Source organism: Paludibaculum fermentans (genome assembly GCF_015277775.1).
In the GTDB taxonomy this organism is placed as follows: domain Bacteria; phylum Acidobacteriota; class Terriglobia; order Bryobacterales; family Bryobacteraceae; genus Paludibaculum; species Paludibaculum fermentans.
In genome coordinates, this window is sequence record NZ_CP063849.1 from 6,364,176 (window position 1) to 6,390,990 (window position 26,815).

21 protein-coding genes are annotated in these 26,815 nt (G+C 62.7%); 13 read left to right on the forward strand and 8 right to left on the reverse strand.

From position 1 onward, the window contains the following. Genes IRI77_RS25050 through hemQ form a run of 4 tightly spaced genes read left to right on the forward strand, consistent with a single transcriptional unit; the run spans position 1 to position 5,822 of the window. Positions 1-669, forward strand: coding sequence for a hypothetical protein (locus IRI77_RS25050; RefSeq protein ID WP_194447730.1), 669 nt, complete (start codon positions 1-3; stop codon positions 667-669). Beyond that, a complete protein-coding gene (locus IRI77_RS25055; protein ID WP_194447731.1) occupies positions 666-4,643 on the forward strand; it encodes a translocation/assembly module TamB domain-containing protein in 3,978 nt (1,325 codons plus the stop codon). The genes IRI77_RS25050 and IRI77_RS25055 overlap by 4 nt, the downstream gene beginning before the upstream one ends. 5 nt (positions 4,644-4,648) lie before the next feature. Then, positions 4,649-4,942 (forward strand): DUF2103 domain-containing protein, encoded by a 294-nt coding sequence (locus IRI77_RS25060; protein ID WP_194447732.1) that lies wholly within the window; start codon positions 4,649-4,651, stop codon positions 4,940-4,942. A gap of 43 nt (positions 4,943-4,985) precedes the next feature. After that, complete coding sequence (hemQ, locus tag IRI77_RS25065) at positions 4,986-5,822, forward strand: hydrogen peroxide-dependent heme synthase (protein WP_194447733.1); 837 nt, start codon at positions 4,986-4,988, stop codon at positions 5,820-5,822. Here the strand turns inward: hemQ and IRI77_RS25070 are convergent. Beyond that, positions 5,788-6,579: a DUF1835 domain-containing protein gene (locus IRI77_RS25070; protein WP_194447734.1), complete on the reverse strand. Its 792-nt coding sequence runs from the start codon at positions 6,577-6,579 to the stop codon at positions 5,788-5,790. The genes hemQ and IRI77_RS25070 overlap by 35 nt on opposite strands. A gap of 22 nt (positions 6,580-6,601) precedes the next feature. After that, positions 6,602-7,135 carry a peptidylprolyl isomerase gene (locus IRI77_RS25075; protein WP_194447735.1) on the reverse strand — a complete coding sequence of 178 codons (534 nt, stop codon included), beginning with the start codon at positions 7,133-7,135 and terminating at the stop codon, positions 6,602-6,604. 61 nt (positions 7,136-7,196) lie between these two features. On the opposite strand from IRI77_RS25075, the gene IRI77_RS25080 reads away from it, so the two are divergent. Together IRI77_RS25080 and IRI77_RS25085 are read left to right on the forward strand one after the other, a co-directional pair. Continuing rightward, on the forward strand, positions 7,197-7,766 hold the full coding sequence (locus tag IRI77_RS25080) for a peptidylprolyl isomerase (RefSeq protein WP_228486309.1): 570 nt from the start codon (positions 7,197-7,199) through the stop codon (positions 7,764-7,766). Between the two features lie 106 nt (positions 7,767-7,872). Beyond that, on the forward strand, positions 7,873-9,492 hold the full coding sequence (locus IRI77_RS25085) for a SulP family inorganic anion transporter (RefSeq protein WP_228486310.1): 1,620 nt from the start codon (positions 7,873-7,875) through the stop codon (positions 9,490-9,492). On the opposite strand, the gene IRI77_RS25090 is transcribed toward IRI77_RS25085, so the two are convergent. Beyond that, positions 9,431-10,477 carry a ferrochelatase gene (locus IRI77_RS25090; RefSeq protein WP_194447738.1) on the reverse strand — a complete coding sequence of 349 codons (1,047 nt, stop codon included), beginning with the start codon at positions 10,475-10,477 and terminating at the stop codon, positions 9,431-9,433. The two genes, IRI77_RS25085 and IRI77_RS25090, sit on opposite strands and share 62 nt — an antisense overlap. 68 nt (positions 10,478-10,545) lie before the next feature. Here IRI77_RS25090 and IRI77_RS25095 point away from each other — a divergent pair, with 68 nt between their 5' ends. The 3 genes from IRI77_RS25095 (at position 10,546) to IRI77_RS25105 (ending at position 13,527) form a co-directional block, all read left to right on the forward strand. Further along, the gene (locus IRI77_RS25095; protein ID WP_194447739.1) at positions 10,546-11,928 is read left to right on the forward strand and encodes a M28 family peptidase; all 1,383 of its coding nucleotides are present in this window, start codon (positions 10,546-10,548) and stop codon (positions 11,926-11,928) included. Between the two features lie 150 nt (positions 11,929-12,078). Then, positions 12,079-13,038, forward strand: a complete 960-nt coding sequence (locus IRI77_RS25100) for a hypothetical protein (protein ID WP_194447740.1) — start codon at positions 12,079-12,081, stop codon at positions 13,036-13,038. Positions 13,039-13,095: 57 nt separating this feature from the next. Further along, entirely contained in the window at positions 13,096-13,527 is a 432-nt protein-coding gene (locus IRI77_RS25105) for a nuclear transport factor 2 family protein (RefSeq protein ID WP_194447741.1), read from the forward strand. 3 nt (positions 13,528-13,530) lie between these two features. Here the strand turns inward: IRI77_RS25105 and IRI77_RS25110 are convergent, their stop codons facing one another. Beyond that, positions 13,531-14,790, reverse strand: a complete 1,260-nt coding sequence (locus tag IRI77_RS25110) for an ABC transporter permease (protein ID WP_194447742.1) — start codon at positions 14,788-14,790, stop codon at positions 13,531-13,533. A gap of 3 nt (positions 14,791-14,793) precedes the next feature. Further along, positions 14,794-16,149, reverse strand: coding sequence for an ABC transporter permease (locus IRI77_RS25115; RefSeq protein WP_194447743.1), 1,356 nt, complete (start codon positions 16,147-16,149; stop codon positions 14,794-14,796). Between the two features lie 147 nt (positions 16,150-16,296). On the opposite strand from IRI77_RS25115, the gene IRI77_RS25120 reads away from it, so the two are divergent. Continuing rightward, positions 16,297-17,268: a histone deacetylase family protein gene (locus IRI77_RS25120; protein ID WP_194447744.1), complete on the forward strand. Its 972-nt coding sequence runs from the start codon at positions 16,297-16,299 to the stop codon at positions 17,266-17,268. A 258-nt stretch (positions 17,269-17,526) separates the two neighbouring features. Here the strand turns inward: IRI77_RS25120 and IRI77_RS25125 are convergent, their stop codons facing one another. The 3 genes from IRI77_RS25125 to IRI77_RS25135 form a co-directional block, all read right to left on the reverse strand. Further along, a complete protein-coding gene (locus IRI77_RS25125) occupies positions 17,527-19,467 on the reverse strand; it encodes an OmcA/MtrC family decaheme c-type cytochrome (protein WP_194447745.1) in 1,941 nt (646 codons plus the stop codon). Between the two features lie 247 nt (positions 19,468-19,714). Then, positions 19,715-21,343, reverse strand: coding sequence for a chaperonin GroEL (gene groL / locus IRI77_RS25130; RefSeq protein WP_194447746.1), 1,629 nt, complete (start codon positions 21,341-21,343; stop codon positions 19,715-19,717). 54 nt (positions 21,344-21,397) lie between these two features. Further along, entirely contained in the window at positions 21,398-21,703 is a 306-nt protein-coding gene (locus IRI77_RS25135) for a co-chaperone GroES (RefSeq protein ID WP_194447747.1), read from the reverse strand. A 287-nt stretch (positions 21,704-21,990) separates the two neighbouring features. Between IRI77_RS25135 and lptC the strand changes: the two genes are divergently transcribed. The 3 genes from lptC (at position 21,991) to rpoN (ending at position 26,776) form a co-directional block, all read left to right on the forward strand. Next, positions 21,991-24,309 carry an LPS export ABC transporter periplasmic protein LptC gene (gene lptC, locus IRI77_RS25140; RefSeq protein ID WP_194447748.1) on the forward strand — a complete coding sequence of 773 codons (2,319 nt, stop codon included), beginning with the start codon at positions 21,991-21,993 and terminating at the stop codon, positions 24,307-24,309. 70 nt (positions 24,310-24,379) lie between these two features. Next, positions 24,380-25,135: an LPS export ABC transporter ATP-binding protein gene (gene lptB, locus IRI77_RS25145; protein WP_228486311.1), complete on the forward strand. Its 756-nt coding sequence runs from the start codon at positions 24,380-24,382 to the stop codon at positions 25,133-25,135. Between the two features lie 63 nt (positions 25,136-25,198). Next, on the forward strand, positions 25,199-26,776 hold the full coding sequence (gene rpoN, locus IRI77_RS25150; protein ID WP_194447749.1) for an RNA polymerase factor sigma-54: 1,578 nt from the start codon (positions 25,199-25,201) through the stop codon (positions 26,774-26,776). Positions 26,777-26,815 lie beyond the last annotated feature (39 nt).

The following is a 26,815-nucleotide window of genomic DNA, read 5'->3' on the forward strand; positions in this document are numbered from 1 at the left end:
ATGCTGAGACGCGCGCTAACGATACTGGTGCTGGCCGGCAGCCTGCGGGCTGAAAAGGTCGTGCTCGACCGCGTGGCGGCGGCGGCCGGGCAGCAGGTAGTGACGCTCAGCGCCATCCGGCGGCACCTGCGCATCCTGGCGCTGGTCGACAACAGCCCGCTGGAAGATACACCCGAGGCGCGCCGCAAAGCGGCCGACCGGCTCATCGACCAGGCGCTCATCCATCGCGAAATCGAGCTCAGCCGGTATGCCGCGCCCACGCGAGCTGAAGCCGAGGCGCGCATCCAGGATTTCATCAAGCAGCGCAACGTGACACAGCAGCAGTATGAGGCCCTGCTGGCTCGCTACGGTTTCAACGAGGACGACTTCACGGCGGAAGTGCTGTGGCGTATCAGTGTGACGCGCTTCATCGACTTCCGGTTCTCACCGGGCGTCCAGATCTCCGACGACGAGATCAAGAAATACTACACCAGCGAATTCGTGCCGCAGTTCCGTCGGCGGGCCCCCGACGCGCCCACACCACCGCTGGACGACGTGCGCGATCAGGTTGCCCAGGTGCTGATGCTCCGCAAGACCAACTTAGCTGTGGATCAGTGGCTGGCACAGATGCGGGCGACCGTGAAGGTGCGTTACTTCGACGCCGTGCTGGGCGCGGAGGCGAGTAAATGAGCCGGCGCCTGAAGTGGATCCTGGCGACGGTGGTGCTGCTCCTGGCCGGGCTGTCCGCAGGAATCGTGCTCGTATTGCGCAGCGATTGGCTGCGTGAGAAGCTGCGGGCTTCCATCGTCGAGGAGGTGGAGCGCGCGTCAGGCGGCCAGGCGACCCTGAAGTCATTCGACTTTGATTGGGGTACGATGACCGCCCGTACCGGTGAGTTCACCCTGCGCGGGAAAGAAGCGCAGGAGCAGGCTCCTCTCTTCCAGGCCGACCGGATTCAGCTGGGTCTCACCGTCCTTTCGTGGATTGGACGCGACGTCCGGCTAAACGACCTGACGGTGGAGAAGCCGCGCATCCACATCTATGTGGCCCAGGATGGCACCACGAACCTGCCCGAGCCCAAGCTGAAGAAGACCGGCGGCAATGCCGTCCAGGATCTCATCGCCCTCAAGATCGGCAAGCTGAACGTACGCGATGGGTTGTTGGAGTTCGACTCCAAGGCCATTCCCTTCTCTGTGGTGGCGGAAGGATTGAATGCGACCCTGACCTACGACATGGTGAAGCCGCGCTACAAGGCCGCAATTTCGGCCCGCGCGCTGCGCCTGCCGGATGGCCTGGCTCCGCAGTTGGAAGCGACCGCTCTGCTGGAGGCCAACCAACTGGAGATCGAACGGGCACGGTTGAGCCTGGGCGACTCCTGGCTGGAAGCATCCGGGCCGCTCAAGGACTTCAAGAACCTCTCGGGTGATCTGAAGTTCAAAGGGTCCGTGCTGATGCGGGACATACCCGGCAGCCCCGTCCAGGAAGGCTTTGCTGTGGCCGAAGGTACGGCGCTCTTCGGCCCCGATCGCACCCCCTTGGTACAAGGCACTATCCGGCTGGAACAGGCCGGCTACACGGCGAAGGGCGTCAGGCTGAGAAACGTCAGCGCGGCGTCGAAGTTTGAACTCACTCCGTCGCTGTTGATCCTCACCGGACTGGGTGTCAGAAGCCCTTACGGTGCCTGGAATGGCGCCGGAGAACTGCGCGACTGGAAGCTCTTCCATCTGAAGGGAGACTTGACGGCGGTAGCGCTGGATCTGGTGCAGGCCGCGGTTCTGGACCAGCCCTATGCCTGGGACGGCAGCTTGCGCGGACCGGTCGAGGTGTCGGGAGAGATCACCTCCGCCGGCGTCGCCCATTTATTGGCGAAGGTGGCATTGGATGTCGCGCCGAAGGAGGGCGACCTGCCGGTTTCGGGCCGCATCGAGGCCGCGTGGAATCAGGATAGCGGCAAGTTGGACCTGGGCGCCTCACACCTCGAAACGCAATCGGCTCGAGTGAACTTCCAGGGGACGTTGGGCGAGCGGTTGGAAGTGGGTTTGTTCGCATCCCGGCTGCACGATCTGGATCCCGTCATCGGGCTGCTGCTCAGGGAAGACGGTTACCGGTTGCCCATCAGTCTGGAAGATGGCGAAGCACGCGTGAATGCGGTGGTGAGCGGCGACCTGAAGGATCCGCGCCTTCAGGGCCACGTTTCGATGACGAATGCTGTCTACGAGTCCGTCCTGTTCCAGCGCGTCGCCGCCGAGTTCCAGCTTTCCCGCGGCCGTCTGGAACTGACCGCGATGGAGCTGCGGCGCAACGAGGCGGCCACCAGCGGCCATCTGGCGCTCGGCCTGAAGAATTGGGTGCCCGGCTCGGACAGTGTGCTCGATGGCGCCTTTGACCTGAAAAACGCCAAATTGATTGACCTGTTGCAGGTCGCCAAAATCACCGCGCCCATCCAGGGCGGGCTGGCCGGTGCGGTCACCCTGGGCGGAACCCTGGGCCAACCCGTGGGGTCGTTGAACTTCACGTTGACCGGGGTCGACTGGCAGGAAGAGAAGTTCGACCGCATCGCCGGCAATCTCCAGCTGAAACCGGGCGGCGCGCTGCAGGGCGCGGCGGACCTCGACCAGATGCACTTGTCCCTGGCCGGCCAGTATCAGCACCCCAACGGCAATTTCCGGGCCGGTGAACTGAACCTGACGATGCAGTCCAGTGGGCTGCAACTCCGCGACTCGGAACGGGCGATGACGATCCGGCCCGGTCTGGACGGCGACGTCAAGGCTGAGTTGCGCACCCGCGTCAGCATTGAGGACGGAACGCCGCTCCTGCGTGCCCTCGACGGCGCGCTGGCCATTCGCGGGCTCCGCATCGGAGGCCGCCAGCTCGGCGAACTGCTAGTGAACGGCACCACTTCCAGTGGACAACTGACTGTCACGGCCAGCCTCAATCTGCCCGGCAGCAAAGTGGAAGGAGATGCGACCATACAGCTCTCCGGCGACTATGCGTCGAAGGGCACATTCCGCTCCCCACGCCTGCCGTTCCGCCTTATCAAGGATCTCACCTCCAGTTCGGCCGACCCGTCAAAGGACGAGCCCTGGCCGGCGCGTGGTTTCATCGAAGGATCCGTCGCCTGGCAGGCGCCGCTGACCGACCCGCGCAAGGGCTCGGCCGTCATTACAGTGAAGACCCTGCAGGTGCGCCCACGCGACGCCCAGCCATTGGAAACGCAGGTCGACACTAACGATATGACACTGCGGAACGACGGCCCGCTGGTGATCGAGGTGGATGCGAACTCGGCCCGTTTCAAGTCGGCCAAGGTGACCGCGCTGGACACCAGCCTGGCGCTCTCCGGGGCGTATCTTTTCCCGGCTAAGAATCCGTGGAACCTGAACGTCAAGGGCTCGGCGAACCTGGCGATTCTGGGCAGCTTCCGGCCCGATCTCATATCCACCGGCGTGGCGGAGATTGACGCCTCCGTGCGTGGCACGGCCGCCGATCCCCAGTTGAGCGGCCGCATGACCATCCAAAAGGCCTCATTCTTCCTCAAGGATCTGCCCAACGGGATTGAGAATGCGAGCGGCACCGTCTACTTCGAGAAGAATCGCGCCAACATCGAACAGCTCACCGGCCAGACCGGCGGCGGCAAGTTCTCTGTAAACGGGTTTCTCGGCGTGTCGGGCCAGGAGCTCACCTACCGCCTGCAGGCCAACGCTTCCAACATTCGCGTGCGCTACCCCGAAGGCGTGAGCACGACTCTGGACGCGGCATTGACGCTGACCGGTTCGACCTTCCGCAGCCTGCTGGCCGGCTCGATCACTATCCAGCGCTCCGGCTTCAGCAGCGGCAGCGATCTGGCGAGCATGGTCGGCGGCTCCGGCAACCCCATTCCGTCGGCGGCTTCGCAACACGAGTTCCTGCGCAACCTGCAGTTCGATGTACGCATCCGCACGACGCCTGACGCTGTCTTCCAGAGCAGCTACACCCAGGATCTGCAGACTGAGGCGGATTTGCGGCTGCGGGGCAGCCCGGCGAAGCCCATCCTTCTGGGCAGCGTGAAATCCAGCCAGGGCGGCATCCAGTTCTTCGGCAACCGCTACACCGTCTCACGCGGTGAGATCCTCTTTTACAACACGGCCGTCGTCCAGCCGCAAATCGACCTGGACCTGGAAACGAGGGTCCGCGGCATCACGGTCTACATCAACGTCAACGGCCCGTTGAGCCGCCTGAACTTCACATACCGGTCCGAACCGCCGCTGCAGTCGTCCGAAATTGTGGCGCTGCTCACCGTCGGCCGCCAGCCCGAATCCACTTCCAGTTCCGTCACTGCCTCCCAGAGCATCCGCAATCAGAACGTGATGGAGAACACGCCGAACTCCCTGCTGGGCGGAGCCTTGAGCGCCGGAGTCTCCAGCCGCGTCGAGCGCTTCTTCGGCTCCAGCCGGATCCGCATCGATCCCAACTTCACCGGAGTGGAAAACCTCCCACAGGCGCGCCTCTCCGTCGAACAGTCCATTTCGCGCGACATCACGCTCACCTACATCACGAACCTCAGCCGGTCGCAGCAGCAGATCGTACGCGTCGAGTGGGATTTGAACAAACAGTGGTCCGTTGTCGCGGTCAAGGATGAAAACGGCACCTTTGCCATGGACTTCCTCTACCGCAAGAGGTTTAAGTAAGCCAGATGCGCCTGCGAGCCAGCCAGAACAAGCTCAAAATCGAGCACAGCATTATCGATGGTCTGCGGCCTGTGCTTGAGCGCCTGCTCGTCCACGACGACATCCGCAGCATCATCCCGGGCGTGATCAAGCCCGTACGGGATGCGCGCGGCGCTGTGAAGATCCGCGTGACCGTGCCGACGCAGAATGGCTGGAAGGCGATCGCGCTTTCGGCCGGCGCCCGGCAGGAGCTTTTCGTGAGTACGGCGATCCCGCAGGAGGAGTTGGAGAGGCGCATCGCCGCCGCCCTGGTCGAGTAGCCTCCTTGGCTCGGTTTCCGGCTCACTGTAAGCTGGTAGAGCTATGAGTAATCCCATCGTCCCCTTCACGCTGGAAGGCGCGTCCGTCCTGCACCAGACGTTTCACGTTCGTTGGGACGAGTGGCGCGCCCTGGACGGGCAGTCGCGGACCGCCATTGTGCACGAGTGGTCCGAATGGCTGACCATGCAGGAGGGTGCCGAGGGTGGCGAGCAGTCGGCCGCCTACGCGCTGCTGGGGCACAAGGGCGACCTGATGCTGCTCCACTACCGCGCGGATTTTGTCGGGCTGCTGGAAGCGCAGTCGCAAGTCCAGCACCTGCGGCTCAGCGAGTTTCTCGACGTCTCGAACTCCTACCTCAGCATTGTGGAACTGGGCCTCTACGAGTCGACACGCAAGATTCACGACGATCTCAACGAGCGCGGCATCGAGCCGGGCAGCCCCGAGTGGGAATCGGCCTCGGCCGAAGTTCTCGACCGCCAGCGCCGCGCCATGGCCGGCCGCCTGGCGCCCGAAATCCCCGAATCGCGCTATCTCTGCTTCTACCCGATGGACCGCAAACGCGGCGAAGACAAGAACTGGTACCAAGTGCCGTTCGCCGACCGTCAGAAGATGATGCACGAGCACGGCATGATCGGCCGCAAATACGGCGGCGTGGTGAAACAGGTGATTTCCGGCTCCATCGGCCTCGACAACTGGGAATGGGCCGTCGACCTGTTCGCGGACTCCCCCGTGCCCTTCAAGCAGTTGATCTACGAGATGCGCTTCGACGAAGTCAGCGCGGTGTATGCCCTGTTCGGCGAATTCTGCATCGGCCTGCGCGTGCCGTCCGAGAAGTTCGGCTCTTTCATGAAGGGCGAGATTCGAAACGCCGTAGAATAGGGTTCCACTGCCATCCGGTGCCCCGCGGCGCCGCGCCGTCCAGCACCCGGAAGAACGACCAGTCGCCCATCCAGATCGCCTGCTCCTGCCGGCTGAAGGCGCCGAACAACTCGCTACGATCGGTCAAACCCTGCCGCTGAAGCTCGCGGATGACCCGCTGTGTCCGTGACAGCCCGTCGGTGGTCCAGGGGTACTCTTCACAAAGGCGGGCCAGTGCCGGAGCCAGGAACGGCAACGCCGCATTCGGCACCAGGAATGGCTCCAGGTCGGCGGGATCAGCCGACCGGAAGGCTCTCCAGGCGGCTGACGCGAGGCCCAGTTGTGCCGCCGAGACGGCCCTGCGGGCAGGAAAGAGTTCAGCGAACCGGGCCCGGCTCATGCGGCCCAGGTAGTCGTCCGCCTGGATCAGCCGCAGATTGGCGGTGTCCGGGGCCTGTGTTTGGAACCAGTCGAGAATCTGGATGAGCTGGAGCTGGTCGTACAGGTCGTGTTCGAACCAGAGAACGACCTCCTCGAACTCCGCGTACCGGGCCAAAAGACCGTCACGGGCGTGGAAGTCGGCCAGCACCCGCTCCACGGGCCGCCCGGATTCGGCTGACAGGAATTGGGCGCGCACTTCAGAAAGTTCGGGGAGTGGAAGCTCTGGCGGGACGGGTCCTTCGTGCAGGACATCACGCCAGGGAAGAACCGTGTCACCCGGAAACAGTTCCTGGAACGAACCAACGACACTGTCTCCGTTGGTGATGTGGAGCCTCACGGTTCCTCCCCTGGCTAACTTGTTATTCGCTGACGGACGCCTTCTTGATGGCGTCCAGCTTGGGGAAGTTGGCGTCGAGATACTCGTTGCCATACATCCGCACCCGGCCCTGGTCGGGACCATTGCCGTGCGGCGCGCCCTCGCCGTAGCCGGAGTACAGCTGCTCGACGATGTCCATGCCCTCGGTGACCTTTCCGAATGGAGCGAAGCCCATGCCGTCCAGGCGCGGATTGTCGCCCAGATTGATGAAGACCTGCGTGGTGCGGGTGTTGGGACCGGCCGTGGCGAAGGTGATGGTGCCCTTCGTGTTGGAGGCGCTCACCGGATCGTCCTTGATGCTCGCGGTGGGAATCGACTTGGCTGCCTGCGGATCGGCGGCAAGACCGAACTGGACCACAAAGCCGGGCAGGACGCGGAAGAACTTGGCCCCGTCGAAGTAGCCGGAGGTGACGAGTGAGTGGAACCGCTCCACGCCGAGGGGAGCCCATTCCTTGTTCACCTGGATGACAAAGTCACCCTTGGTGGTTTCGAATTTTACGTTGAATGTGTCTTGCATGGGACACCTTCATTGTCGCACTGGCGCGTATCCGGCGCGCCGGCGGGTCTACAATAGCGGCGTGCGGACCCTTCTGTTTCTGGCCATTTTTGCCGCGGCTCTGCCTGCCCAGACCGCGCGGGTCGTTTTGGAGACCGAATTGGGCTCCATCGAGGTCCAGCTGGACTTGAAGAACGCGCCCGTCACCAGCGCCAACTTCCTCAAGTATGTCGATGCCGGCGCCTACGATGGCGGAGTTTTTCACCGCACGGTCCGGCTGGACAACCAGCCGCGCAATAGGATCCGCATTGAGGTGATCCAGGGCGGCATCCAGCCTGGCCGCCGGGGTCCGGACGCGGATCCGATCCCCCTCGAGCGCACAAACAAGTCCGGTTTGAAGCACGTCGACGGCACCATCTCCATGGCGCGCGACCGCCCGGATACCGCCACCTCCGATTTCTTCGTCTGCATCGGAGACCAGCCCGCCCTCGACTTCGGCGGCATGCGCAACCCCGACGGCCAGGGCTTCGCCGCCTTCGGCCGCGTCGTTTCAGGCATGGACGTCGTTCGCAAGATTCAACAGGCGCCGGCCGAGGGGCAGACCCTCAAACCGCCCGTGAAGATCCTGCGCGTGCGGCGCGCCGCCCCATGAATGTGTACAAACTCGTAAGGAATAAGCCGGTTGCTACAATGGTAGTGTGCAGCCGTGGTTCCCTCGATCTTTTCAATGCCTGAAGGATTACAACGCAAGTAAGTTTGTGTCCGACCTGATCGCCGGTGTGACGGTCGGTTTAGTGGCTCTACCCCTGGCCATGGCGTTCTCCATCGCCTCGGGATTATCGCCGCAGGCAGGCATTTACTGCGCGGTCGTGACCGGATTCCTCATCTCCCTGCTGGGCGGATCCAACACCCAAATTGGTGGTCCCACCGGCGCGTTCGTTGTCGTCGTGGCCGGCATCGTCGGCAAGTACGGGGTGGACGGACTGTTCACCTGCACCATGATGGCTGGAGTCCTGCTCGTCATCCTCGGCGTCACCGGCATGGGCACGGCGGTGAAGTTCATCCCCCGCCCGATTGTCGTAGGCTTCACCAACGGCATCGCCCTGCTGATTGCCAGCACTCAGATCAAGGATTTCTTCGGGCTGAAACTCGACAAGGTCCCTGGCGAGTTCATCGAGAAGATGGAGGCGTTGGCCACCCACGCCAGCACGTTCTCAGTGGAAGAGACCGCCATCGGCGTGATCTCCCTCTGCGTGATTCTGCTCTTCGTCAAGTTTGTACCCAAGGTCCCCGGCACCATCGTTGCGCTCTTCGGAGCGACGGTTGCCGTCACATTCCTGAATCTGAATGTGGAGACGATTGGTACCCGTTTCGGCGGAATCCCCAGCGGCCTGCCGACCCTGCACATTCCGGAATTCCACTGGAAGTATGTGCGGCAACTCCTGAGCCCCGCGATCACCGTCGCCATGCTCGGTTCCATTGAGAGCCTGCTCTCCGCCGTCGTGGCGGACCGTATGACGAAGGACAAGCACAATCCGAACACGGAACTGTTCGCGCAGGGCGTGGCCAACATCATCTCGCCGCTCTTCGGCGGCCTGCCGGCCACGGGCGCCATCGCCCGCACCGCCACCAGTATCCGCAGCGGCGCGAAAACTCCCGTTGCGGGCATGATCCACGCCCTCACCCTGCTGATGGTGCTGCTGGTGGCGGCGCCGCTGGCCAAGAACATTCCGCTGGCCGCCCTGGCCGCGATCCTGTTCATCGTTGCCTACAACATGGGCGAGTGGGGCGAGATCCCGGAGATCCTGAAGCTCGGCAAACGGGACGTCTCGGTTTGGGCCCTGACTTTCCTGCTCACCGTGTTCGCCGATCTGACCGTCGCCGTCGAGTTTGGCATGATCCTCGCCGCGCTGGTCTTCATCAGCCGCGTGGCGCTCACCACCACGGTGTCGAAGGTCACCGCCGACTACCTCAAACAGGGCTGGCAGCACATCCTCCAGGACAAGGAAATCCCATCCTATGCCGCGATCTTCCGCATCCACGGACCCTTCCTGTTTGGTAGCACCGACAAGCTGGACGAGGTCACCTCGCCCATCGAGGATCTCCCGCCAGTCGTCATCCTGCGCCTGCGCAATATGACCGCCATCGACGCTACCGGACTGCAGGCATTGGAGATGTTCGCCGACAAGCTGAAGGACAGCGGCCGTGTGCTGATTCTCTGCGGCGCCCCCTGGCAACCCCAGCGGATGATCAAGCGCGCGGAGTTCGAACGCCACGTCGGGGAAGAAAACATCTGCGAGAACGTCGAAACGGCGCTTACTCGTGCCGAGGCCGTTTACCGGACTCTACCTGCGTCGGCTCAGCGGAATTTGGCGTAGCCGAGATGGCCGTGAAGCCGGAGCCCCGGATGGGCGCCGGGCAGCAGTCCTGACGGCACGGGTCGGCACTGGGTAGCCCGGCGGCGCGCTCGGCGACCAGTTCCCGAATCATTCCAATGAATTGCGGATGTGTGCCCACGGTGGCCGCCCGCACCATCTTTAAGCCCAGTTCGCCGGCCCGCGCCTTTGCCTCGTAATCGAGATCGTAGATCACCTCCATGTGATCGGAGATGAACCCGATGGGCGCGACGACGACGCTCTCCGTTCCGGACGCCTTCTCCTCATTGAGAGCCTCCAGGATGTCGGGCCCGAGCCAGGGCTGGTGCGGAGCTCCGCTGCGACTTTGATAAACGAGCCGGTAATCGGGGTTGCCCGCCTGCTCCGCGACAAGCCTGGCCGCTTCCTCCAACTGCGCGACGTACTTCGATGTCCGCGCCATCTCCATCGGAATCGAATGAGCCGTGAACAAAACCCGCGATCCCGGCAACTGGTCGAGGGCCGTCCTCAAATTCTCCGCGTTCGGCCCAATGAAGCCCGGCTGGTTGTTGAAGTGGCGCAGCTTATCGCAAAGGGGGGCCTTGTCACCCACGGCCTGGCGCGCCCGCTCGATATCTTCCATATACTGCCGGCACGCCGAATACGAACTGTACGCCGACGTAATGAAGACGATGGCCCGCTGGATGCCATCCTCCGCCATCTGGCGCATCGTATCTTCCAGCATCGGGTGCCAGTTCCGATTGCCCCAATAAATCGGAAGCTGCGGCCCATGCGCGTCGAGTTCGGTACGCAATGCGGCAATCAGCGCCCGGCACTGGTCATTGATCGGACTGCGCCCGCCGAACTGGTAGTAGTGCTCAGCCACCTGCAGCAGCCGCGGCCGGGGTACATTCCGGCCGCGCAGGACGTTCTCCAGAAATGGCATAACGTCTTCCGGCTTTTCAGGACCGCCGAAGCTGAGCACGAGAATGGCGTCGTAGTGGGGCATCGCTCTCTTAGGATGCCTGAGAGTCAGGCCCGGTGCACTGGTTGTGCGACAATGCGTGTTTTCTCCCCATGCACAGAAGAACCTTTCTTTCCCTCACTCCGGCGATAGCTGCATTCGCGCAAGGGCGGCCCAACCTGACCGAACTCTATGGCAGCGCGGCGGCCCGCCTCATCGCAGCCGCTCAGGCCGACGATGGCGGCTGGAAGAAGATGATGTACCTCTGTGACCGCATTGGGAACCGCTTGGCCGGATCCTCTTCGCTGAACCGCGCCGTCGAGTGGAGCGCCGCCGAGATGAAGCGCGAAGGGCTCCAGAACGTGAAGACCCCGCTCGTGAAAGTCCCCCACTGGGTGCGCGGGGAAGAGAGTGCCTGGATGGTCGAGCCGCTGGAGTCGAAGATCGTCATGCTCGGCCTGGGCGGCAGCGTCGCCACTCCGCCGGAAGGCATCACGGCCGAGGTTGTCGTGGTTTCCACCTTCGAGGAACTGGAGCAACTCGGCGCCGAAAAGGTTCGCGGCAAGATCGTCCTCTACAACGAAGCCTGGCAGGGCTACGGGCGGTCAGTGGCCTATCGCGCCGCCGGAGCCTCCCGCGCGGCGAAACTGGGCGCGGTGGCCGCCCTCGTCCGCAGCGTCACCCCAGTGAGCCTGCGCTCCCCGCACACCGGCCAAATGATCTATACGGAAGGCGTCGAGAAGATTCCAACGGCTGCGGTCACCATCGAAGACGCGCTCCGTATGCACCGCCTCTACCAGCAGGGCGTGAAGATTCGCGTCCGGCTCAAAATGGAGGCCAAGACTCTGGCCGACGCCGACTCCGCCAACATCATCGGCGAGATTCCCGGGCGCGAGAAACCGGAAGAGATCGTCGTGATGGGTGGCCACATCGACTCCTGGGACGTCGGCCAGGGCGCGCAGGACGATGGCAGCGGCTGCGTGGCGTGCTGGCAGGCCATTATGCTCGCTCACCAGTTGGGTTTGAAACCCCGCCGCACCCTGCGCGTCTGCCTCTGGACCAACGAGGAAAACGGCACGCGCGGCGGCCAGGCTTACCGCGAATGGGCCGGCGCCACCGTGAAGAACCACGTGGCGGCCGTCGAGATGGACGGCGGAGCCGAGAAACCAGCCGGCTTCGGCCTCTCCATCCAGGGCGCCAGTGAGGAAGTGATGGTCCGTGCGATGGAGCGCATGCAGCAGATCGGAGCCCTGCTCAAGCCTGTGGGCGCCGACAATATGATCCGCGGCGGCGGCGGAGCCGACATCGGTCCCATCATGCGCGACGGCGTGCCCGGCATCGCCCACCGCTCCTCTGGGCAGCGCTACTTCGAGTGGCATCACACCGATGCCGACACGCTCGACAAAATCGATCCTCAGGAATTCCGGCAGAACATCGCGGCCCTGGCCGTCGTCGGCTACGTCCTGGCCGACATGCCGGAAAAGCTCACCGACTAGTCCGGGAATAAACGCCGAATTAGCATCGCCTCCGCGGCAGTGTACTATTCGTACAGTTGGGAGCGGCCGTTATGGCAGTCGCGGGCAGAGACCCGTTTGCCGGCCGCCTTCCCAGGCTGTACTGACCGTACGCATAGGAGGAATACACCCGTGGCAGATGGAAAGCCTGACCCGATTGATGCCGCCAACCAGGTAATCGTTCTGGCCTTCGACCTGGTCGATGCCGAGCTACCGAAACTCCCCAGCCAACTTGCGCAGGCCCTGCAGAGCCCGCCTGTGCAGGATGCGATCAAGAAGACCCTGCTCGACTTCGCCAAGGGCAAGCAGGCTTCCGGCGGCGTGGCCCTCAAGCCCGCTGACGGACAGAAACTCCTGGAAGCACTCGGGACCGGCGTCAAGGATGCCGCCACCGCAGACCTGCTCGACCAGATCAAGAAGACCTCCGAGTACAAAAAGCTGGAAGCCAGCGTCGAGGGCTTCAAAACAGCCGCCGGGTCTTCGACACTGGGCGTCTGGGTCGACAAGAACAAGAAGATCCTGTATGTCGTCGGCGCTGCCCTGATCGTCGGCACCGCCAGCGTCCTCTACATCACCAAGACCGGCGGCCCCATGGTCAACATGGCCCTCGATCCGCTCCAGGGCAAGGAGTTCGAGGTTCTCCAGATCGGCTCCCTGAACCTGAAAGCCGGCCTCTGGAAGTTCCAGCCGGATGCCCGCATCCTGGGCGCGCGCATCTCCGCCGGCAAGAAGTGGGAGAAGGTCAGCGTCGACCTCAAGATCGGAGTGCTGGCCAAGGCTCAGTTGGTGCAGGAGATCGAAGGCTCGGCTGTGGTGAAGTCGGGTCCGGTCAGCGTCACCCTGTCCGGCAACGGCAAGCCGCAGACGCATGAGGTGAACCTGGGGCTGAAGGTGGGCTATGACGGCACCATCGGCAACGGTAAGTTCAACATCGGGGTCGGCGCGATGTACCAGGACAAGGCGTTGAGCGGAACCCTGGGCGCGAGCTACCAGATGAAGAACGCCACCCTCGGCCTGCAGGGCAATGTAGGGCCCCAAAAGGGCGGCGGCGTCCAGTATGGCGGGCTGCTCACTCTGACCATTCCGCTCTAATCGCGCGCGGGCTCGCAACGGCCGGCGGGTCGCAAATCGGATATGATGATCGGCGACATGCTGAAAAACATCCTGGTTTCCCTCGTCCTGCTGGCCGTGCCCGCCTTCTGCGCCGACGACGCGGCCAAGGCCGTGGAAGCGGCTGAGCGCGCCTGGGCCAAAGGCGTAACCACCAACGATTACGCCCTGCTCGAGAAGACGCTCGGCGACGATCTCACCTACACCCACTCCACCGGAGCCGTCGATACCAAGGCCACCTACATCGGCAAGCTGAAGACCGGCGAAGCGAAGTATGTGAAGGTCGACCACGACCAGCTCAAGGTCCAGGTCCTGTCCAAGGACACGGCCATCACCATCTGCCGCGCACAGGTTCTGACCATCTCCGCCGGCAAGGAAAACCCGGCTCACCTCTCGTTCCTGCACATCTTCCAGAAGCGCGGCGCCAATTGGCAACTGGTCGCCCACCAGAGCGCGAAACTGCCCAACTAGCAGCTACTCGTAGTGCAGCGCTTCGATCGGATCGAGTTTCGAGGCCTTGATCGCCGGCACCAGCCCGGCGATCAGGCCCACCACCAGCAGCACGCCCGTTGAGATGAGAATCGACGAACCGCTGATGTGGAGATAGATATCGCCTGCCCCCGTGGTGTCCTTGAAAGCCGGCCCCAGGAAGGGCATCGACCCGATCACTTTCGTGGCTATGATCCCCAGGCTGATCCCCAGCGCGCCGCCCGCCGCCACAATCAGGCAAGCCTCCACCAGAAACTGCTTCAGCACCATCGACCGTAGTCCGCCCAGCGCCTTGATCATGCCGATCTCCCGCGTCCGGTCGATCACCGAGGCGAGCATGATGTTCGCCAACCCCACGCCCCCGATCGCCAGCGTCAATGCTCCGACAAAGCCCAGCAGCAGTTGGACCGCCAGCGACATACCCGTGACGATGGACATGAACTTGGAGAACGCGAGAATCTCCACGGCCTTCTCATCGGTCGGCGAGAATCGATGGATCTCGGCCAGTTTGGCGCGGACCATCTTGATCGCCCGTTCCCGCGAATCCGGAGTGGCCGGCTTCCAGACCAGGAACCACGGGTACTTCGTATCCCCGAAAACATTGAAGCTGTCGTACGGAATGAAGATGCACTGATTGTCGCTGCGGTTGTAGTTCGCAATCTGTAGCTTGTTGTCCATCACCCCGATCACTGTGAAGTGGATGCCGTTCAGGATCACGTCCTCATTCACGGCCGGAGCCCCGCCGAACAGCTCGGTCGCGACCTTGGCCCCGAGAATCGCCACGCGGTACTGATGCTGCCGGTCGTCTTCGTTCAGCCAGCGCCCGTCGGTGATCTTGATGTTGCGGACGATATCGTACTCGGGCCAGACCGCGCGAATCGAAACTTCTTTCTCCCGCCCGCGATACTGAGCCTTCACCCCATTGCGCATGATCTCCGGCGACAGGTTCTCCACCAGCGGGACAGCCTCTTTCACCGCGGCCGCGTCGGACAGCTCCAGCCGCACCCGCCGGCCCGTCCTCATCCCGCCTGCCTGCTCGCTCGTCTGTCCGCCCATGGTCAGCACGAGGTCCTGGCCCACCGCCTGGAACGCCTTGACCAGCGCCTGCTCAAACCCCTTGCCGTAGCTGATGAGAATCACAAAGCAGGTGACACCCCACGCCAGGCTCAGCGTCGTAAACATCGTCCGCTGGCGATGGAAGCGCAAAGCGGCCCAGGCTTCTGTGAAGATGAATCGCCAAGTCATGGCTTACCTCTCGTGGCGGAGCGCTTCCACCGGAGTCATCGCAGCCGCCCGCCGCGCCGGCGGCAGGGACGATCCCACGGCCACCAGGCCCAGCGACAGGGTGGCGAAAGCCAGCACGCGCCAGTGAATCGGGAGCCCCGAGAACATCGCCGGCATGGGCAGGGAATTCACCAGGCTCGAAAGCCCCCACACCAGCAGCAGGCCGCCCACTCCGCTCAGGATGGCCAGGAACAGGCCCTCCAGGAAGAAATCCAGCAGGATGCGCTGGCTGGTCGCGCCCAGGGCCTTTTTGAGGCCGATCTCGTTCGTGCGTTCCGACACCGCCATCATCATCGTGTTCATGACGCCGACCCCGCCCAACGACAGCGTGACCAGCGAGACCACGGCCAGGAAGATCTCTCCAGCGTTGAAGATGGAATCGAACATCTGGGCGCTCTCAATCGAGTCGAAGATCCGCAGGGCGCCCTTGTCGGTGGGTTCGAATTTGTACAACCGGCCCAGTGTGCCGCGCACCTGCGCCTGCGCCTCTTCCCAACGCGCCACATCCATGGGGCGATAGAGGAACCCGTCCACACGGCCCTCCGCGTAGACCTGCCGGTTCGGCGGCATGTCGCGCAACAACGCACTCGTCGGGATGAGGATCTTGTCGTTGTCCCAGCCGTCGTACGAGCTGTTCTGGTCCTTCTCGCTCATCACCCCAATCACTTCGTACGGATAGTCGTTCAGGTAGAAGCGCTCACCCAGCGGCGCCTTGTTCTTCTCGAACAGTTGCTTGCGGACGCTGGAGCCCAGCACCGCCACCCTGCGGCCATCGTCGACATCCGCCTGGCCGACGGTCCTGCCGATTTCCACCGGTAGATTGCGCAGCTTGAGGTAGTCGGGATTCACGCCCAGCGAAAGGAATCGGCCGGAGTTGGTCGTCGTGCGGGCCGGCACCTGGTAGGTCTTGTGCTCCGCCGAGAGCACCTGGACCGAAGGGCAATTCTGGCGCAGGATGTCCAGATCCCGCTGGTACAGCGATATGCGGCGTCCGGCGCGCTGTCCGCCGGCCTGCTCCTCGGTCACTCCGCCATACACAAAGACAATGTTGTCGCCGATCTGAGCCATATTCTTGCGCTGGCCCTGGCGGAAGCCGTCGCCCAACGCGGACATCAGCACCAGCGAGGCGATGCCCCATGCAATGCCAAAGAGGGTGAGAAAGCTGCGCAGCTTGTTGCGCCGCAGGTTGGCGAAAGTCTGTGCCGCAAGATCGGCCAGAAACTCGCCCGGATGCATCGTCCGGCCGGCTCGCCGCCGCTGCGGTTTCGCCTTCGCCCTGTCGAGGGCCGCCTGCACTTCCGGTTCAAGTACTGCGCTCACAGCCGATTCTGCCTTCCTGTCTTTCATACGTGCGGCGGGGCAGCGTTGTTCCCGGTGAGGGCGAAGAATTATTCAGACGTGTACGTCCGCAATTCAGCCGCCGCCGCCCTTGATGCGGCAACCCGCCGTTCTGGGAGAATGAGGTCTATGCCTCTTCAGGGACAGGACGAGCCCCCTTCCACCGGGCTCGTATTTGACTCCGCCTTCCAGTTGCACGATCCCGGACCCGCCCATCCCGAGTCGCCCGATCGCTACCGCGCTTTGAAGAAAGCCCTCCAACAGGGAGAACTGGCCGGCCGCCTCAAGCACCTGCCCGCCCGGATGGTCGAGGAAGAGGATCTGCTGCTCTGCCATACCCGCGCTTACCTCTCCACCGTGAGGCACGACATCGCACGGCACTCGCCGGCCCTCAGCACCGGCGATACCGGCCTGTGTGAGAAGTCGCTCGACGTGGCCATGCTGGCCGTCGGCGCGGCCTTCGCCGCCGTCGATGCGGTGATGCTGGGCCAGGTGTCCAACGCTTTCGCCGCGGTACGGCCGCCCGGCCACCACGCCACGGCCTCGCGCGGCATGGGCTTCTGCATCTTCAACAACGTGGCCCTCGCCGCTCGCCATGCGCGCAAGGTCCACGGCGTCGACCGCGTACTGATCGTTGACTGGGACGTACACCATGGCAACGGCACGCAGGATATCTTCTATCAGGATCCCAGCGTCTTCTTCTTCAGCACGCACCAGACCCCCTGGTATCCGGGCACGGGCGCCTTTGATGAGGTCGGCAGCGGTTCCGGCAAAGGGACCACAATGAACTGCCCGTTCCATGCCGGCGCGGGCCATGCGGAGATCGTTGGAGCCTTCCGCCGCAAACTGGTGCCCGCCATGGCAGCCTACAAGCCCGACCTCGTGCTCATCTCCGCCGGCTTCGATTCGCGGAAAGGCGATCCGCTTGGCCGCTTCCTGCTCAAGGACGACGACTTTCGAGAACTCACCGCGATCACCATGGAAGTCGCCGCCGAATCCGCACACGGACGTGTAGTCAGCCTGCTGGAGGGCGGTTACAGCCTGGCCGGACTCGCGGCGGCCGTGACGGCGCACGTGGAAGCCCTGTTGGGATTGGGGTAGGTCCAAAAACAAAAGAGCCGGCCACTGTTTGGCGCAGTGGCCGGCGGCTAGAAGAAGATGAGGCGGAGTGGGCCCCTATCTAGGAGAATATACGGAAAAGAGCGGTAAAGTACTACTCAACATCCCCATCTTACGCGCTCCCTGTCGGGAGTGCAAACAAAAAATGCGCAAAATGTTTTAGTGTGCGCAAGGGCCGAAAAAAGGCCCGCCTCCCTGTTATGGGGAAGCGGGCCGGAGGAGCGGTGTACGCAGCTATGACTACTGAGCGTGCACCTTGCTAACAGAAAATTCAGACGTCGCGCCGTGGCACACTGAGCAGCTCTCGCCGAGAGCCGTGGTGTTGGCCTGCGTGTGCGACCACGCTGCCGTCGTGTTGTGGCACGAGTTGCAGGCGTTGGCCGTCGGCGGCGCCGGGTTCACCGGAGCCAGCCCGTTCTTTACGTTCTGCAGCCCGTCGTCGAGAGCGGGGATCTGCGAGTTGTTCACATGGCACTGGGCGCAATCGCGGATGTTGCCCGGATAGCGAACCTTCTCAGCATGGAACGTATGGATCATGTTGGTCAGGTTGTAGCTCTCCGCCGTCGTACCCACCGTGAGGGTCGGATTGTGGCAGAAAGTGCACATCGCGGCTTCGTTGCGGTTGCCGCCATGGAACTCGAGCGAGTAGTGGCACCGGTTGCAGGTGGCGCTGGTCACCACCGTGCGGCGCGGCGTGGCCGTGCCTCCGCTCAGCGAGGCATAGAACACTTTGTTCATGCCGTAGTCGCGGATCGAGCGCTGCTTCTGCGTGCCGGCCAGGACGATCGTCGTGCGATAGCCTTCAATGCCGAACTGCCAGCTACCCGTAGGATCGGCGGTGGCCGGAATCGTGGCGGCAAAGGTCCAGTTATACGTGCCGTTGGATCCGACAGCCTTCAGCCCGTCCTCACGCACATAGGTGGCAATGTCCGTTGCCGGCCCGCCCATGTAGAGCCGCAGATTGTTCAGGGTGCTGGCTTCCACCGGATTGCCCTGCTTGTCTTTTACCGTGAAGGTGAGGGTGGGGTGCTTGCCGGGCGCTACATCCTTGGCGCCCTCGATCGTGAAAACTACGCCGGGAATCAGCGAGGACTCCACGGGGATCATGTGCGCACCCGTGATGGAGGCATCGAAGTCGATCTCGCCCTTTTGGGTGTGGCAGGTCGCACACTGGTTGTCGCTGAACTGCGGCAGCCCGACGTGGTTCTCGCCCGTGGCGAAATTCACGTTGTCGTGGCAGGACCCGCAAGCCGCGCGCGACGGCTTCGTCGACCAATTGTCCGCCTGGGTGGCGCCGGTCACGGTCTTCGGCTCGTGGCAGACCTTGCAAGCCATCGCCGGAGCCGGGAAGCCAACATCGGAGTAATCCTGGCTCGCAACCTTGTAAGGAGTGCCCGCCTTCACACTAGGCAGATTCGCCGCGTAGTGAATCTTGTGAATGAAGACCTTCATGTCCACCGGATTGCCCGTCGCGGAATCCGTCGTCTGCGGGGTGTGGCACATGTTGCAGACTTCCACGCTACGCCGTGAACCGCCATGCAGCCCCAGGGGATCGTGGCAACGGTTGCAGCTCGCCGTCCGGATGACGTCGCGAACCTTGGTCACCGCGCCGCCCGCCGGCACAAAGCTATACGTGGCATCGGAGTAGAACCGGCCCATCTCAAATTCGTCCAGATTGCGCGAGCCGTAGGCGCCCACAGTATGGGTCAGAGTGCGATCCGCTGAAGCCGGAACCTTGTTGGCGAAGGTGTAGGTATACTCACCATCCGCAACCGGCGTCCACGTGCCGTTACTTTCACCCGTGGCTTGGGTGAACGTGCCCGCCGCGCCCGTGCGGCTGCGCGTGATGTAAGAGATGTACTGCGACTGATCAGCCGGAATGTAGCCGGATAGGAAGCTGACGCTCACCGTGCCCGGTGTGACCAGCCCCGCGCGGTCCAGCCCGGCGCCCTTGGAGTCGGTCAATTTGACCCAGGCCTTCAGCGTGCCGTCAGCAGCCAGCTCCGCCTTGGTGATGGCCACGTTGAATCCGGGCCGGACGAAGTTCACCATGGCCTGATCGGCATAAAAGGCCTTGTCGGTGGGGCGGAGCGCTTGAGGACGATCCGCGGATAGGGCGGCGGCGACGAGGACTACGCTGCCCAGGGAAAAGATGATCTTCTTGCGAGAGTTTGAAAGCATACTAAGCTTCCCTTCCGCTAAACGTTCCAGGAAAAGGAAAGTATCAGCCGTAGGGCAGTTTATCATAATAAGGTCTGAAAAGGCGATAGAAAACCATTAAGACTCATTCGTACTGTCCAGGTTCTCCACACCCCCATCGACTGATCGTAGTGTTCTGCTACAGCGCCTATGTCTCTGAAAACAAAAAGCCCGCAGTCTCCGTGAGGAGCTGCGGGCCTTTTGAGGCTCGATTTTGAGCGGCTACTGTTTAGTAGTCCATCTCGGGGCCGTGACCGCCGCCGGGAGCCGGGGCAGCCTTCTTTTCGGGAATCTCGCAGATCAGGGCTTCGGTCGTCAGCATCAGGCCGCTGACGGAAGCCGCGTTCTGCAGAGCGGTGCGCGTGACCTTAGCCGGGTCGATGACGCCGGCTTCCACCAGATCCTGGTACTCACCGGTGGCGGCGTTGAAGCCGTAGTTCACATCGCTGACCGAGTTGATCTTGCCAACCACGATCGCGCCTTCAAAACCGGCGTTGCCGGTGATCTGGCGGACGGGCTCTTCCGTCGCCCGGCGGATGATGTTGATGCCGATCTGCTCGTCACCGTCACCCTTCAGGCCGTCCAGAACCTTACCGGCGCGGAGCAGAGCCACGCCGCCGCCGGCGACGATGCCCTCTTCCACAGCGGCGCGCGTGGCGTGGAGTGCGTCCTCGACACGGGCCTTCTTTTCCTTCATTTCGGTCTCAGTGGCCGCGCCGACCTTGATCACGGCAACGCCGCCGGCGAGCTTCGCCAGGCGTTCCTGGAGCTTCTCGCGGTCGTAGTCGGACGTGGTCTCTTCGATCTGCGCACGCAGCTGCTTGATCCGGCCTTCGATGCTCTTCTGGTCGCCGGCGCCGTCAACGATGGTCGTGTTGTCCTTGTCCACGGTGATGCGCTTCGCACGGCCGAGGTCTTCCAGACGAACGCCTTCCAGCTTGATGCCGGTCTCTTCCATGATCGCCTTGCCGCCCGTGAGGATCGCGATGTCCTCGAGCATCGCCTTGCGGCGATCGCCGAAGCCAGGGGCCTTCACAGCGCAGACGTTCAGGGTGCCGCGGAGCTTGTTCACCACCAGGGTGGCCAGCGCTTCGCCTTCCACTTCCTCGGCAATGATGATCAGCGGACGGCCGCCGCGGGCAATCTGCTCGAGAACGGGCAGCAGGTCCTTCATGTTGCTGATCTTCTTCTCGTGGATCAGGATGAACGGATCCTCGAGGACAGCTTCCATGCGGTCCGGGTCGGTGATGAAGTAGGGCGAGAGGTAGCCGCGGTCGAACTGCATGCCGTCCACGGTGAGCAGTTCCGTGTGCATGGTCTTCGACTCTTCAACGGTGATGACACCGTCCTTGCCGACCTTCTGCATCGCTTCCGCGATCTTTTCGCCGATTTCCGTGTCGCCGTTCGCCGAGATCGTGCCCACCTGGGCAATCATCGCGCCGGAGATGGGCTTGGCCTGCGCCAGCACCTGACCGACAACCGCTTCCACAGCCTTTTCGATGCCGCGCTTGAGAGCCATCGGGTTCGCGCCGGCCGCAACGGCCTTCACGCCTTCCCGGAAAATCGACTGGGCCAGGATCGTCGCCGTCGTCGTGCCGTCACCGGCCACGTCCGACGTCTTCGACGCCACTTCGCGCACCATCTGCGCGCCCATGTTCTCCAGCGGATCCTTGAGCTCGATCTCCTTCGCGACGGTCACGCCGTCCTTGGTGATCGTCGGACCGCCGAACTTCTTCTCCAGGACCACGTTACGGCCCTTCGGACCGAGCGTCACCTTGACTGCGTCGGCCAACTGGTTAACGCCGCGCAGGATCGCCTGGCGCGCATTCTCGCTATATACAACCTGTTTCGCTGCCATTCTTCAATCTCCTTGTAGGGTTACCCTGTGGATCCAGCTTGACTTGCGAACCGCTTACGCGGTCACCGCGACCGGGTCGAGAATGCCCAGTACTTCGTCTTCGCGAAGGATCAGATATTCCTGGCCGTCAATCTTGATGTCGCTTCCGGAGTACTTGCCAAAGAGGATCCGGTCGCCGACCTTCACGTCCAACGGCACAACAGTGCCGTCTTCCAGACGCTTGCCACGGCCCGCTGCCATGACTTCCGCTTCCTGAGGCTTTTCTTTGGCCGAGTCCGGGATGATGATCCCGTTCAGTACCGTTTCCTGATTCTCGATCCGGCGCACAACCAGCCGGTCATAGAGGGGACGGATTTGCATAGCTCTCAAAACCTCCGTTGGTTTCGACTCAATAGGGAGTATTGGATTTGCCGATCCGAGGTGGATCGATCACCGAGACTATTATTAGCACAATCCGCCGAAGAGTGACAATAACTTTGTGTAAATATATGAAAACAAATGAAATAAAATTGCATCGTCACCTAGTAAAAACGTTGATCGAGCTCATAACGCGAAGGGATCGGAAGAAAATCTGAGCGCTATGGACTCATATCTGGAGATTGGCCCCCTGCCCGTTTCCACCGCCCCCTAAATGCTATGCTGAAGGCATGCTCCGGCGGGCCCGCTGGCTGATCCTGCTCGCCATCTTCTCCATCATTGGCGTCGTCTCCTCCATCTTCATAACTCAGCGGAAGGTCAATCGCAAAAAGCGCCCCCACATCTCCGCGCCCCTCCCTGCCAATACCGCCTTCGATTCCCCCACCTGGGAATGGGAGAAAACCTCCGGCGACAAAACCCGCCTCAAGATCCGCTCCAAACACATGCAGCAGATCAAGGATCCACCGGCCATCCTCTTCGAGGACCTCGAGATGGAGATCCACGACAAAACCGGAGCCAAGTACGATCTCGTCAAGAGCAAGCGCGCCTCGCTCGACCAGCAGGGCGGCCTCATGTACTCCGAAGGCGACGTGGAGATCACCACCAACCTCGGCGTCGACGGTGCTCCCTCCGGCCGCCTCCTCAAGATCAGGACCTCCGGCGTCACCCTGGACGTGAAGTCCTCCAAGGTCAGCACCGAACGCGCCGCGTCCTTCGAGTTCGACCAGGGGAACGGCGAATGTGTCGGGGCCACCTACGATCCCTCAAACCGCGTCCTCTTCATGAAGTCCGAGGTAAAACTAGACTGGCGCGGCAAGGATGAGAAGAAGCCGCCCATGCACCTCGAGTCCGGCACCCTCACTTATAACGAGGTGACCACTGAGATCTTCCTCTCCCCCTACGCCAAGCTCCAGCGCGCCGGCTTTACCCTCGACGCGAAGGACACCGTCGTCATTCTCAAACACGGCCTGCTCGATCACGTCGAGGCCAAGTCCGCCGTGGGCCGCGACCAGATGCCCGCCCGGCTCGTCGAGTACCAGGCCGACTTCCTGAACATGTTCTTCACGCCCAAGGCGGAGATCCAGAAGCTCGACGCGTCGGAGCACGCCAAGCTCGTCTCCACCACCCCCGCCGGCAAGACCACCGTCACCGCCAACCGGTTCGACATGGACTTCGATGTGCCGGGCGAGGAGAGCAAGAACAAGGAGGATGGCAGCACGTTGAAGCACGTGCTCGCGCGCGGCCAGTCCCGCGTCGAATCCCAGGCCGCGCAGAAGCCCGGCGCACCGCCCAAAGGTGCTCGCATCCTCTCCAGCGAAGCCATCGAACTCAATATGCGGCCCGGCGGCAAGGAGATCGACAAGGTGGTGACCCTCGCTCCCGGCCAGGTGGAGTTCCTCGCCGCCAAGAAGGGCGACCGCCACCGCATCATGAACGGCGAGCGCATCTGGATCGACTACGGGGCCGACAACGCCATCGAGAAGTTCCGCTCCGTCAAGGTGAACACGCGCACCGAGTCCGATCCCAAACCGAACGACAAACTGAAGAAACCCGTCATCACCCTGACGAAGAGCCAGGACCTCCAGGCCGAGTTTGATCCCAAGACCGGCCAGATGTCCCGCCTCGAGCAGTGGAACAATTTCGAATACGAAGAAGGAACCCGCCGCGCCACCGCCGACAAGGCCTTCATGGACTCCGACAAGGAGCTCATCACCCTCACCGGACGCGGCCGCATGTGGGACGAGACCGGCTCCACCTCCGCCGACGAGATCCTGCTCGACCAGAAAACCGGCGACATGACCGCCACGGGCAACGTCTCCTCCACCCGCCAGCCGGACAAGAAGGACACCAGCGAGGGCATGCTCTCGTCCAAGGAGCCTCTCCAGGCCCGCGCCGCCAAAATGACCACGCAGGAGAAGAATCAGAAGATCCACTACTCCGGCAACGCCATCATGTGGCAGGCCAGCAGCCGCCTCCAGGCGCGCGAGATCTTCATCGACAAGACCGCCAAGACCCTCGAAGCCACCGGCGACGTCATCAGTGAACTGCCGGACCAGCGCGACAAACCCGAAGCCGCGCCCGCCGCCGGCGCCAGGAAGAAGAAGGCCAATGTCTTCACTGTGGTCAAGGCTCCGGCGATGGTCTACAACGACAAGACGAAACTCGCCACCTACACCGGCGGAGTCGTCCTCGACCGCCCCGACCTCAACGTCAAATCCAGCCAGCTCCGTGCCTGGTTCGAAGTCGAACCCAGCAAGGACGGCGGCGACGAGACCAAGCTCGACCACATGTTCGCTGACGGTAAGGTCGAGATGGTGCAGCGGAGTCCGGGCCGCTCCCGCACCGGCAACGGTGAACATGCCGAGTACTACCTCGACGAAGACAAGATCATCCTGAATGGCGGATCCCCGGTCGTCGTCGACTCCAAGAAGGGCACCACCCGCGGCAACGAGATCATCTGGTACTCCCGCCAGGACAAGCTGACCGTCGACAACACCGGCTCCGGCCAATCCGTCAGCCGCGTCAACCGCGCCGAAAAGAAGAAGTAATGGCTCCGCGCGGGTGCCCATCCGTCAATGGGATGAGTCTTTTGGCGGACCTTCGTGGATAATACAGGTAGTGGGCAATAACGGAAACGGCGACCTGCGCCGCACGCTTCGCACCGAAGAGATCTCGAAGACCTACCGTGGCCGCCGGGTCGTTGATAGTGTCTCGGTATCGGTCGAAATGGGCGAAGTCGTAGGCCTGCTGGGACCCAACGGCGCCGGCAAAACCACCTCGTTCTACATGATTGTTGGCTTGGTGAGCCCAGACTCCGGCCGCATCTACCTGGAAAATCAGGAGATCACCCCCCTGGCCATGTATGAGCGGGCGCGCGTCGGCATCAGCTACCTGCCGCAGGAACCCTCGGTCTTCCGCAAGCTCTCCGTCGAAGAGAACCTGCTCGCCATCCTCGAAACCCTGCCCATCTCCGGCCGCGAACGGCGCGAGCGCCTCGAACTCCTGCTGGAGCAGATGGGCCTTGAGCATGTCCGCAAGAACAAGGGCTACATGCTCTCCGGTGGTGAGCGCCGCCGCGTCGAAATCGCACGCTCCCTCGCCATCAATCCACAATTTCTACTGCTCGATGAACCGTTTTCAGGCATCGATCCCATTCAGGTTCTCGAACTCCAGCGCATCATCTCCGATCTCAGGACGAACGGAATCGGCATCCTGATTACTGACCATAACGTGCGGGAAACGCTGGCCGTCACTGACCGTGCCTACATCATCAACAACGGCCGCATCTTCCGCGCCGGCACCCCCTCTGCCCTCGCCATGGATCCCGACGTCCGCCGCATCTACCTCGGCGAAGGTTTTGAACTCGGCTCGTAGCGGTCCGCCCTACCGGGCGAAAAGGCTGGACTTGCCGGGTCTCTGCGCTATGATGAGGTTCAGATGAGCCTGCTCTCTCCGAGACTTCAGCTCGCGGTCAAGCAGAAACAGATCCTCACTCCTGGGCTTGTCCAGATGGTGACGGTACTCCAGTTGAACCGGCTGGAGCTGCGTGAAATGATCGCCCAGGAAATCGCCGAAAACCCCGTGTTGGAAGACACAGGGGAGATCGGGGAAGACCTGACCCCTGCCGAAGTGCAGTCGCTGCTGGAACTGGAACGCGATCCGGCCCCCTCCGACGCGGCCGTGCTCCAGGTGACCAAGGACGCCGCCGCCGCCACCTACGAAGGCGACTCCGACGGCTTCGACGCGCCTGAAAGCGCCGAACCGGCCGCCCAGGCCGCCTCCGACTACGACACGCAGGTCTCCACCGACGCCGCCCAGGCCGTCGATCCCTTCGAACAGATCGACTTTGGCAACTACTTCGACGAGTGGATGGACCCGGGCTTCCGTTCGCCCGCCTCCGAGGATTCCGACAAACCCTCGTTCGAAACGTTTCTCTCCTCGCCCGTCACCCTGACTGAGCACCTGCGCCAGCAACTGGCTCTGCTCGTCATGGATCCCGAAGTCCGTGATGCGGCCGACGCCATCATCGGAAATCTTGACGACACAGGCTACCTTTGCATCTCGCTGGACGAAATCGCCGAGACTGAAGGCTACACGATGGACAACCTCGAGGCTGCCCTCGAGGAGGTTCAGTGCCTGGAGCCCGCCGGCATCGCCGCCCGCTCGCTGCAGGAGTGCCTGCTGCTCCAGATCGAAAGCCGCAACGGCAAGGACGGCGTCGCCTGGCAGATCGTTAAGGACCACCTGAAACTGGTCGAGTCCAAGAGCGTCAAGGAACTCGCCCGCCTCCTGGGCCGGCCCATGGAGCACATCCAGATCGCGCTCGAGGTCATCCGCCACCTCGATCCGAAGCCCGGCATCCGCTACTCGGGTCCCGGCGCCCGCCAGGTCGAACCGGATGTCTATATCTTTAAGGATGGCGACGACTACGTCATCCAGATCAGCGACGAGGACCTGCCCCAACTCCGGTTGAACGGCGGCTACCGCCGTCTGCTCGACCGCGAGCAGGAACCCGATAAGGATACGCGCAATTACATCAAGGAGCGCTTCCAGTCGGCCCTGCAGCTCATCCGCAACATCGAACAACGCAAGCAGACCATCCTGAAGGTCTGCCAAAGCATCGTACGCCGCCAGGGCGAGTTCCTCGAAGAAGGAATCGACGAGCTGCGGCCCATGATGATCAAGGACGTCGCCGAAGAGATCGGCGTCCATCCCTCGACGGTCAGCCGCGCGGTTGCCGGCAAGTACGCCCACACCCCGCAAGGTGTCTTTGAACTGCGATTCTTCTTTTCAGAGGCAGTGCAGGGACCTTCGGGCGGCGGCATCCCGCTACAAACCTTGAAGCGCATGGTGAAGAAAATGATTGAGGAAGAAGACTCCGCCAAACCTCTCACCGACGACCAGATTGCCGCCAAGCTCCAGGCCCAGGGCATCCAGGTCACGCGCCGCACGGTGGCCAAATACCGCGAGGATATGAAGATTCCCTCCACCCACCATCGCCGGGTCCGGAACTAAGCTACAGTTTCTTCCTCCCGCGATCGATGAATGGGCGAA

Excerpts from the sequence above, each read along its gene's own strand:
- IRI77_RS25090 (WP_194447738.1), bottom strand. The coding sequence starts at position 10,477 with ATGCCCCACTACGACGCCATTCTCGTGCTCAGCTTCGGCGGTCCTGAA.
- IRI77_RS25050 (WP_194447730.1), top strand. The coding sequence starts at position 1 with ATGCTGAGACGCGCGCTAACGATACTGGTGCTGGCCGGCAGCCTGCGG.
- IRI77_RS25055 (WP_194447731.1), top strand. The coding sequence starts at position 666 with ATGAGCCGGCGCCTGAAGTGGATCCTGGCGACGGTGGTGCTGCTCCTG.
- hemQ (WP_194447733.1), top strand. The coding sequence starts at position 4,986 with ATGAGTAATCCCATCGTCCCCTTCACGCTGGAAGGCGCGTCCGTCCTG.
- IRI77_RS25135 (WP_194447747.1), bottom strand. The coding sequence starts at position 21,703 with ATGCAAATCCGTCCCCTCTATGACCGGCTGGTTGTGCGCCGGATCGAG.
- groL (WP_194447746.1), bottom strand. The coding sequence starts at position 21,343 with ATGGCAGCGAAACAGGTTGTATATAGCGAGAATGCGCGCCAGGCGATC.
- IRI77_RS25125 (WP_194447745.1), bottom strand. The coding sequence starts at position 19,467 with ATGCTTTCAAACTCTCGCAAGAAGATCATCTTTTCCCTGGGCAGCGTA.
- IRI77_RS25075 (WP_194447735.1), bottom strand. The coding sequence starts at position 7,135 with ATGCAAGACACATTCAACGTAAAATTCGAAACCACCAAGGGTGACTTT.
- IRI77_RS25105 (WP_194447741.1), top strand. The coding sequence starts at position 13,096 with ATGCTGAAAAACATCCTGGTTTCCCTCGTCCTGCTGGCCGTGCCCGCC.
- IRI77_RS25060 (WP_194447732.1), top strand. The coding sequence starts at position 4,649 with ATGCGCCTGCGAGCCAGCCAGAACAAGCTCAAAATCGAGCACAGCATT.
- IRI77_RS25095 (WP_194447739.1), top strand. The coding sequence starts at position 10,546 with ATGCACAGAAGAACCTTTCTTTCCCTCACTCCGGCGATAGCTGCATTC.
- rpoN (WP_194447749.1), top strand. The coding sequence starts at position 25,199 with ATGAGCCTGCTCTCTCCGAGACTTCAGCTCGCGGTCAAGCAGAAACAG.
- IRI77_RS25110 (WP_194447742.1), bottom strand. The coding sequence starts at position 14,790 with ATGACTTGGCGATTCATCTTCACAGAAGCCTGGGCCGCTTTGCGCTTC.
- IRI77_RS25120 (WP_194447744.1), top strand. The coding sequence starts at position 16,297 with ATGCCTCTTCAGGGACAGGACGAGCCCCCTTCCACCGGGCTCGTATTT.
- lptC (WP_194447748.1), top strand. The coding sequence starts at position 21,991 with ATGCTCCGGCGGGCCCGCTGGCTGATCCTGCTCGCCATCTTCTCCATC.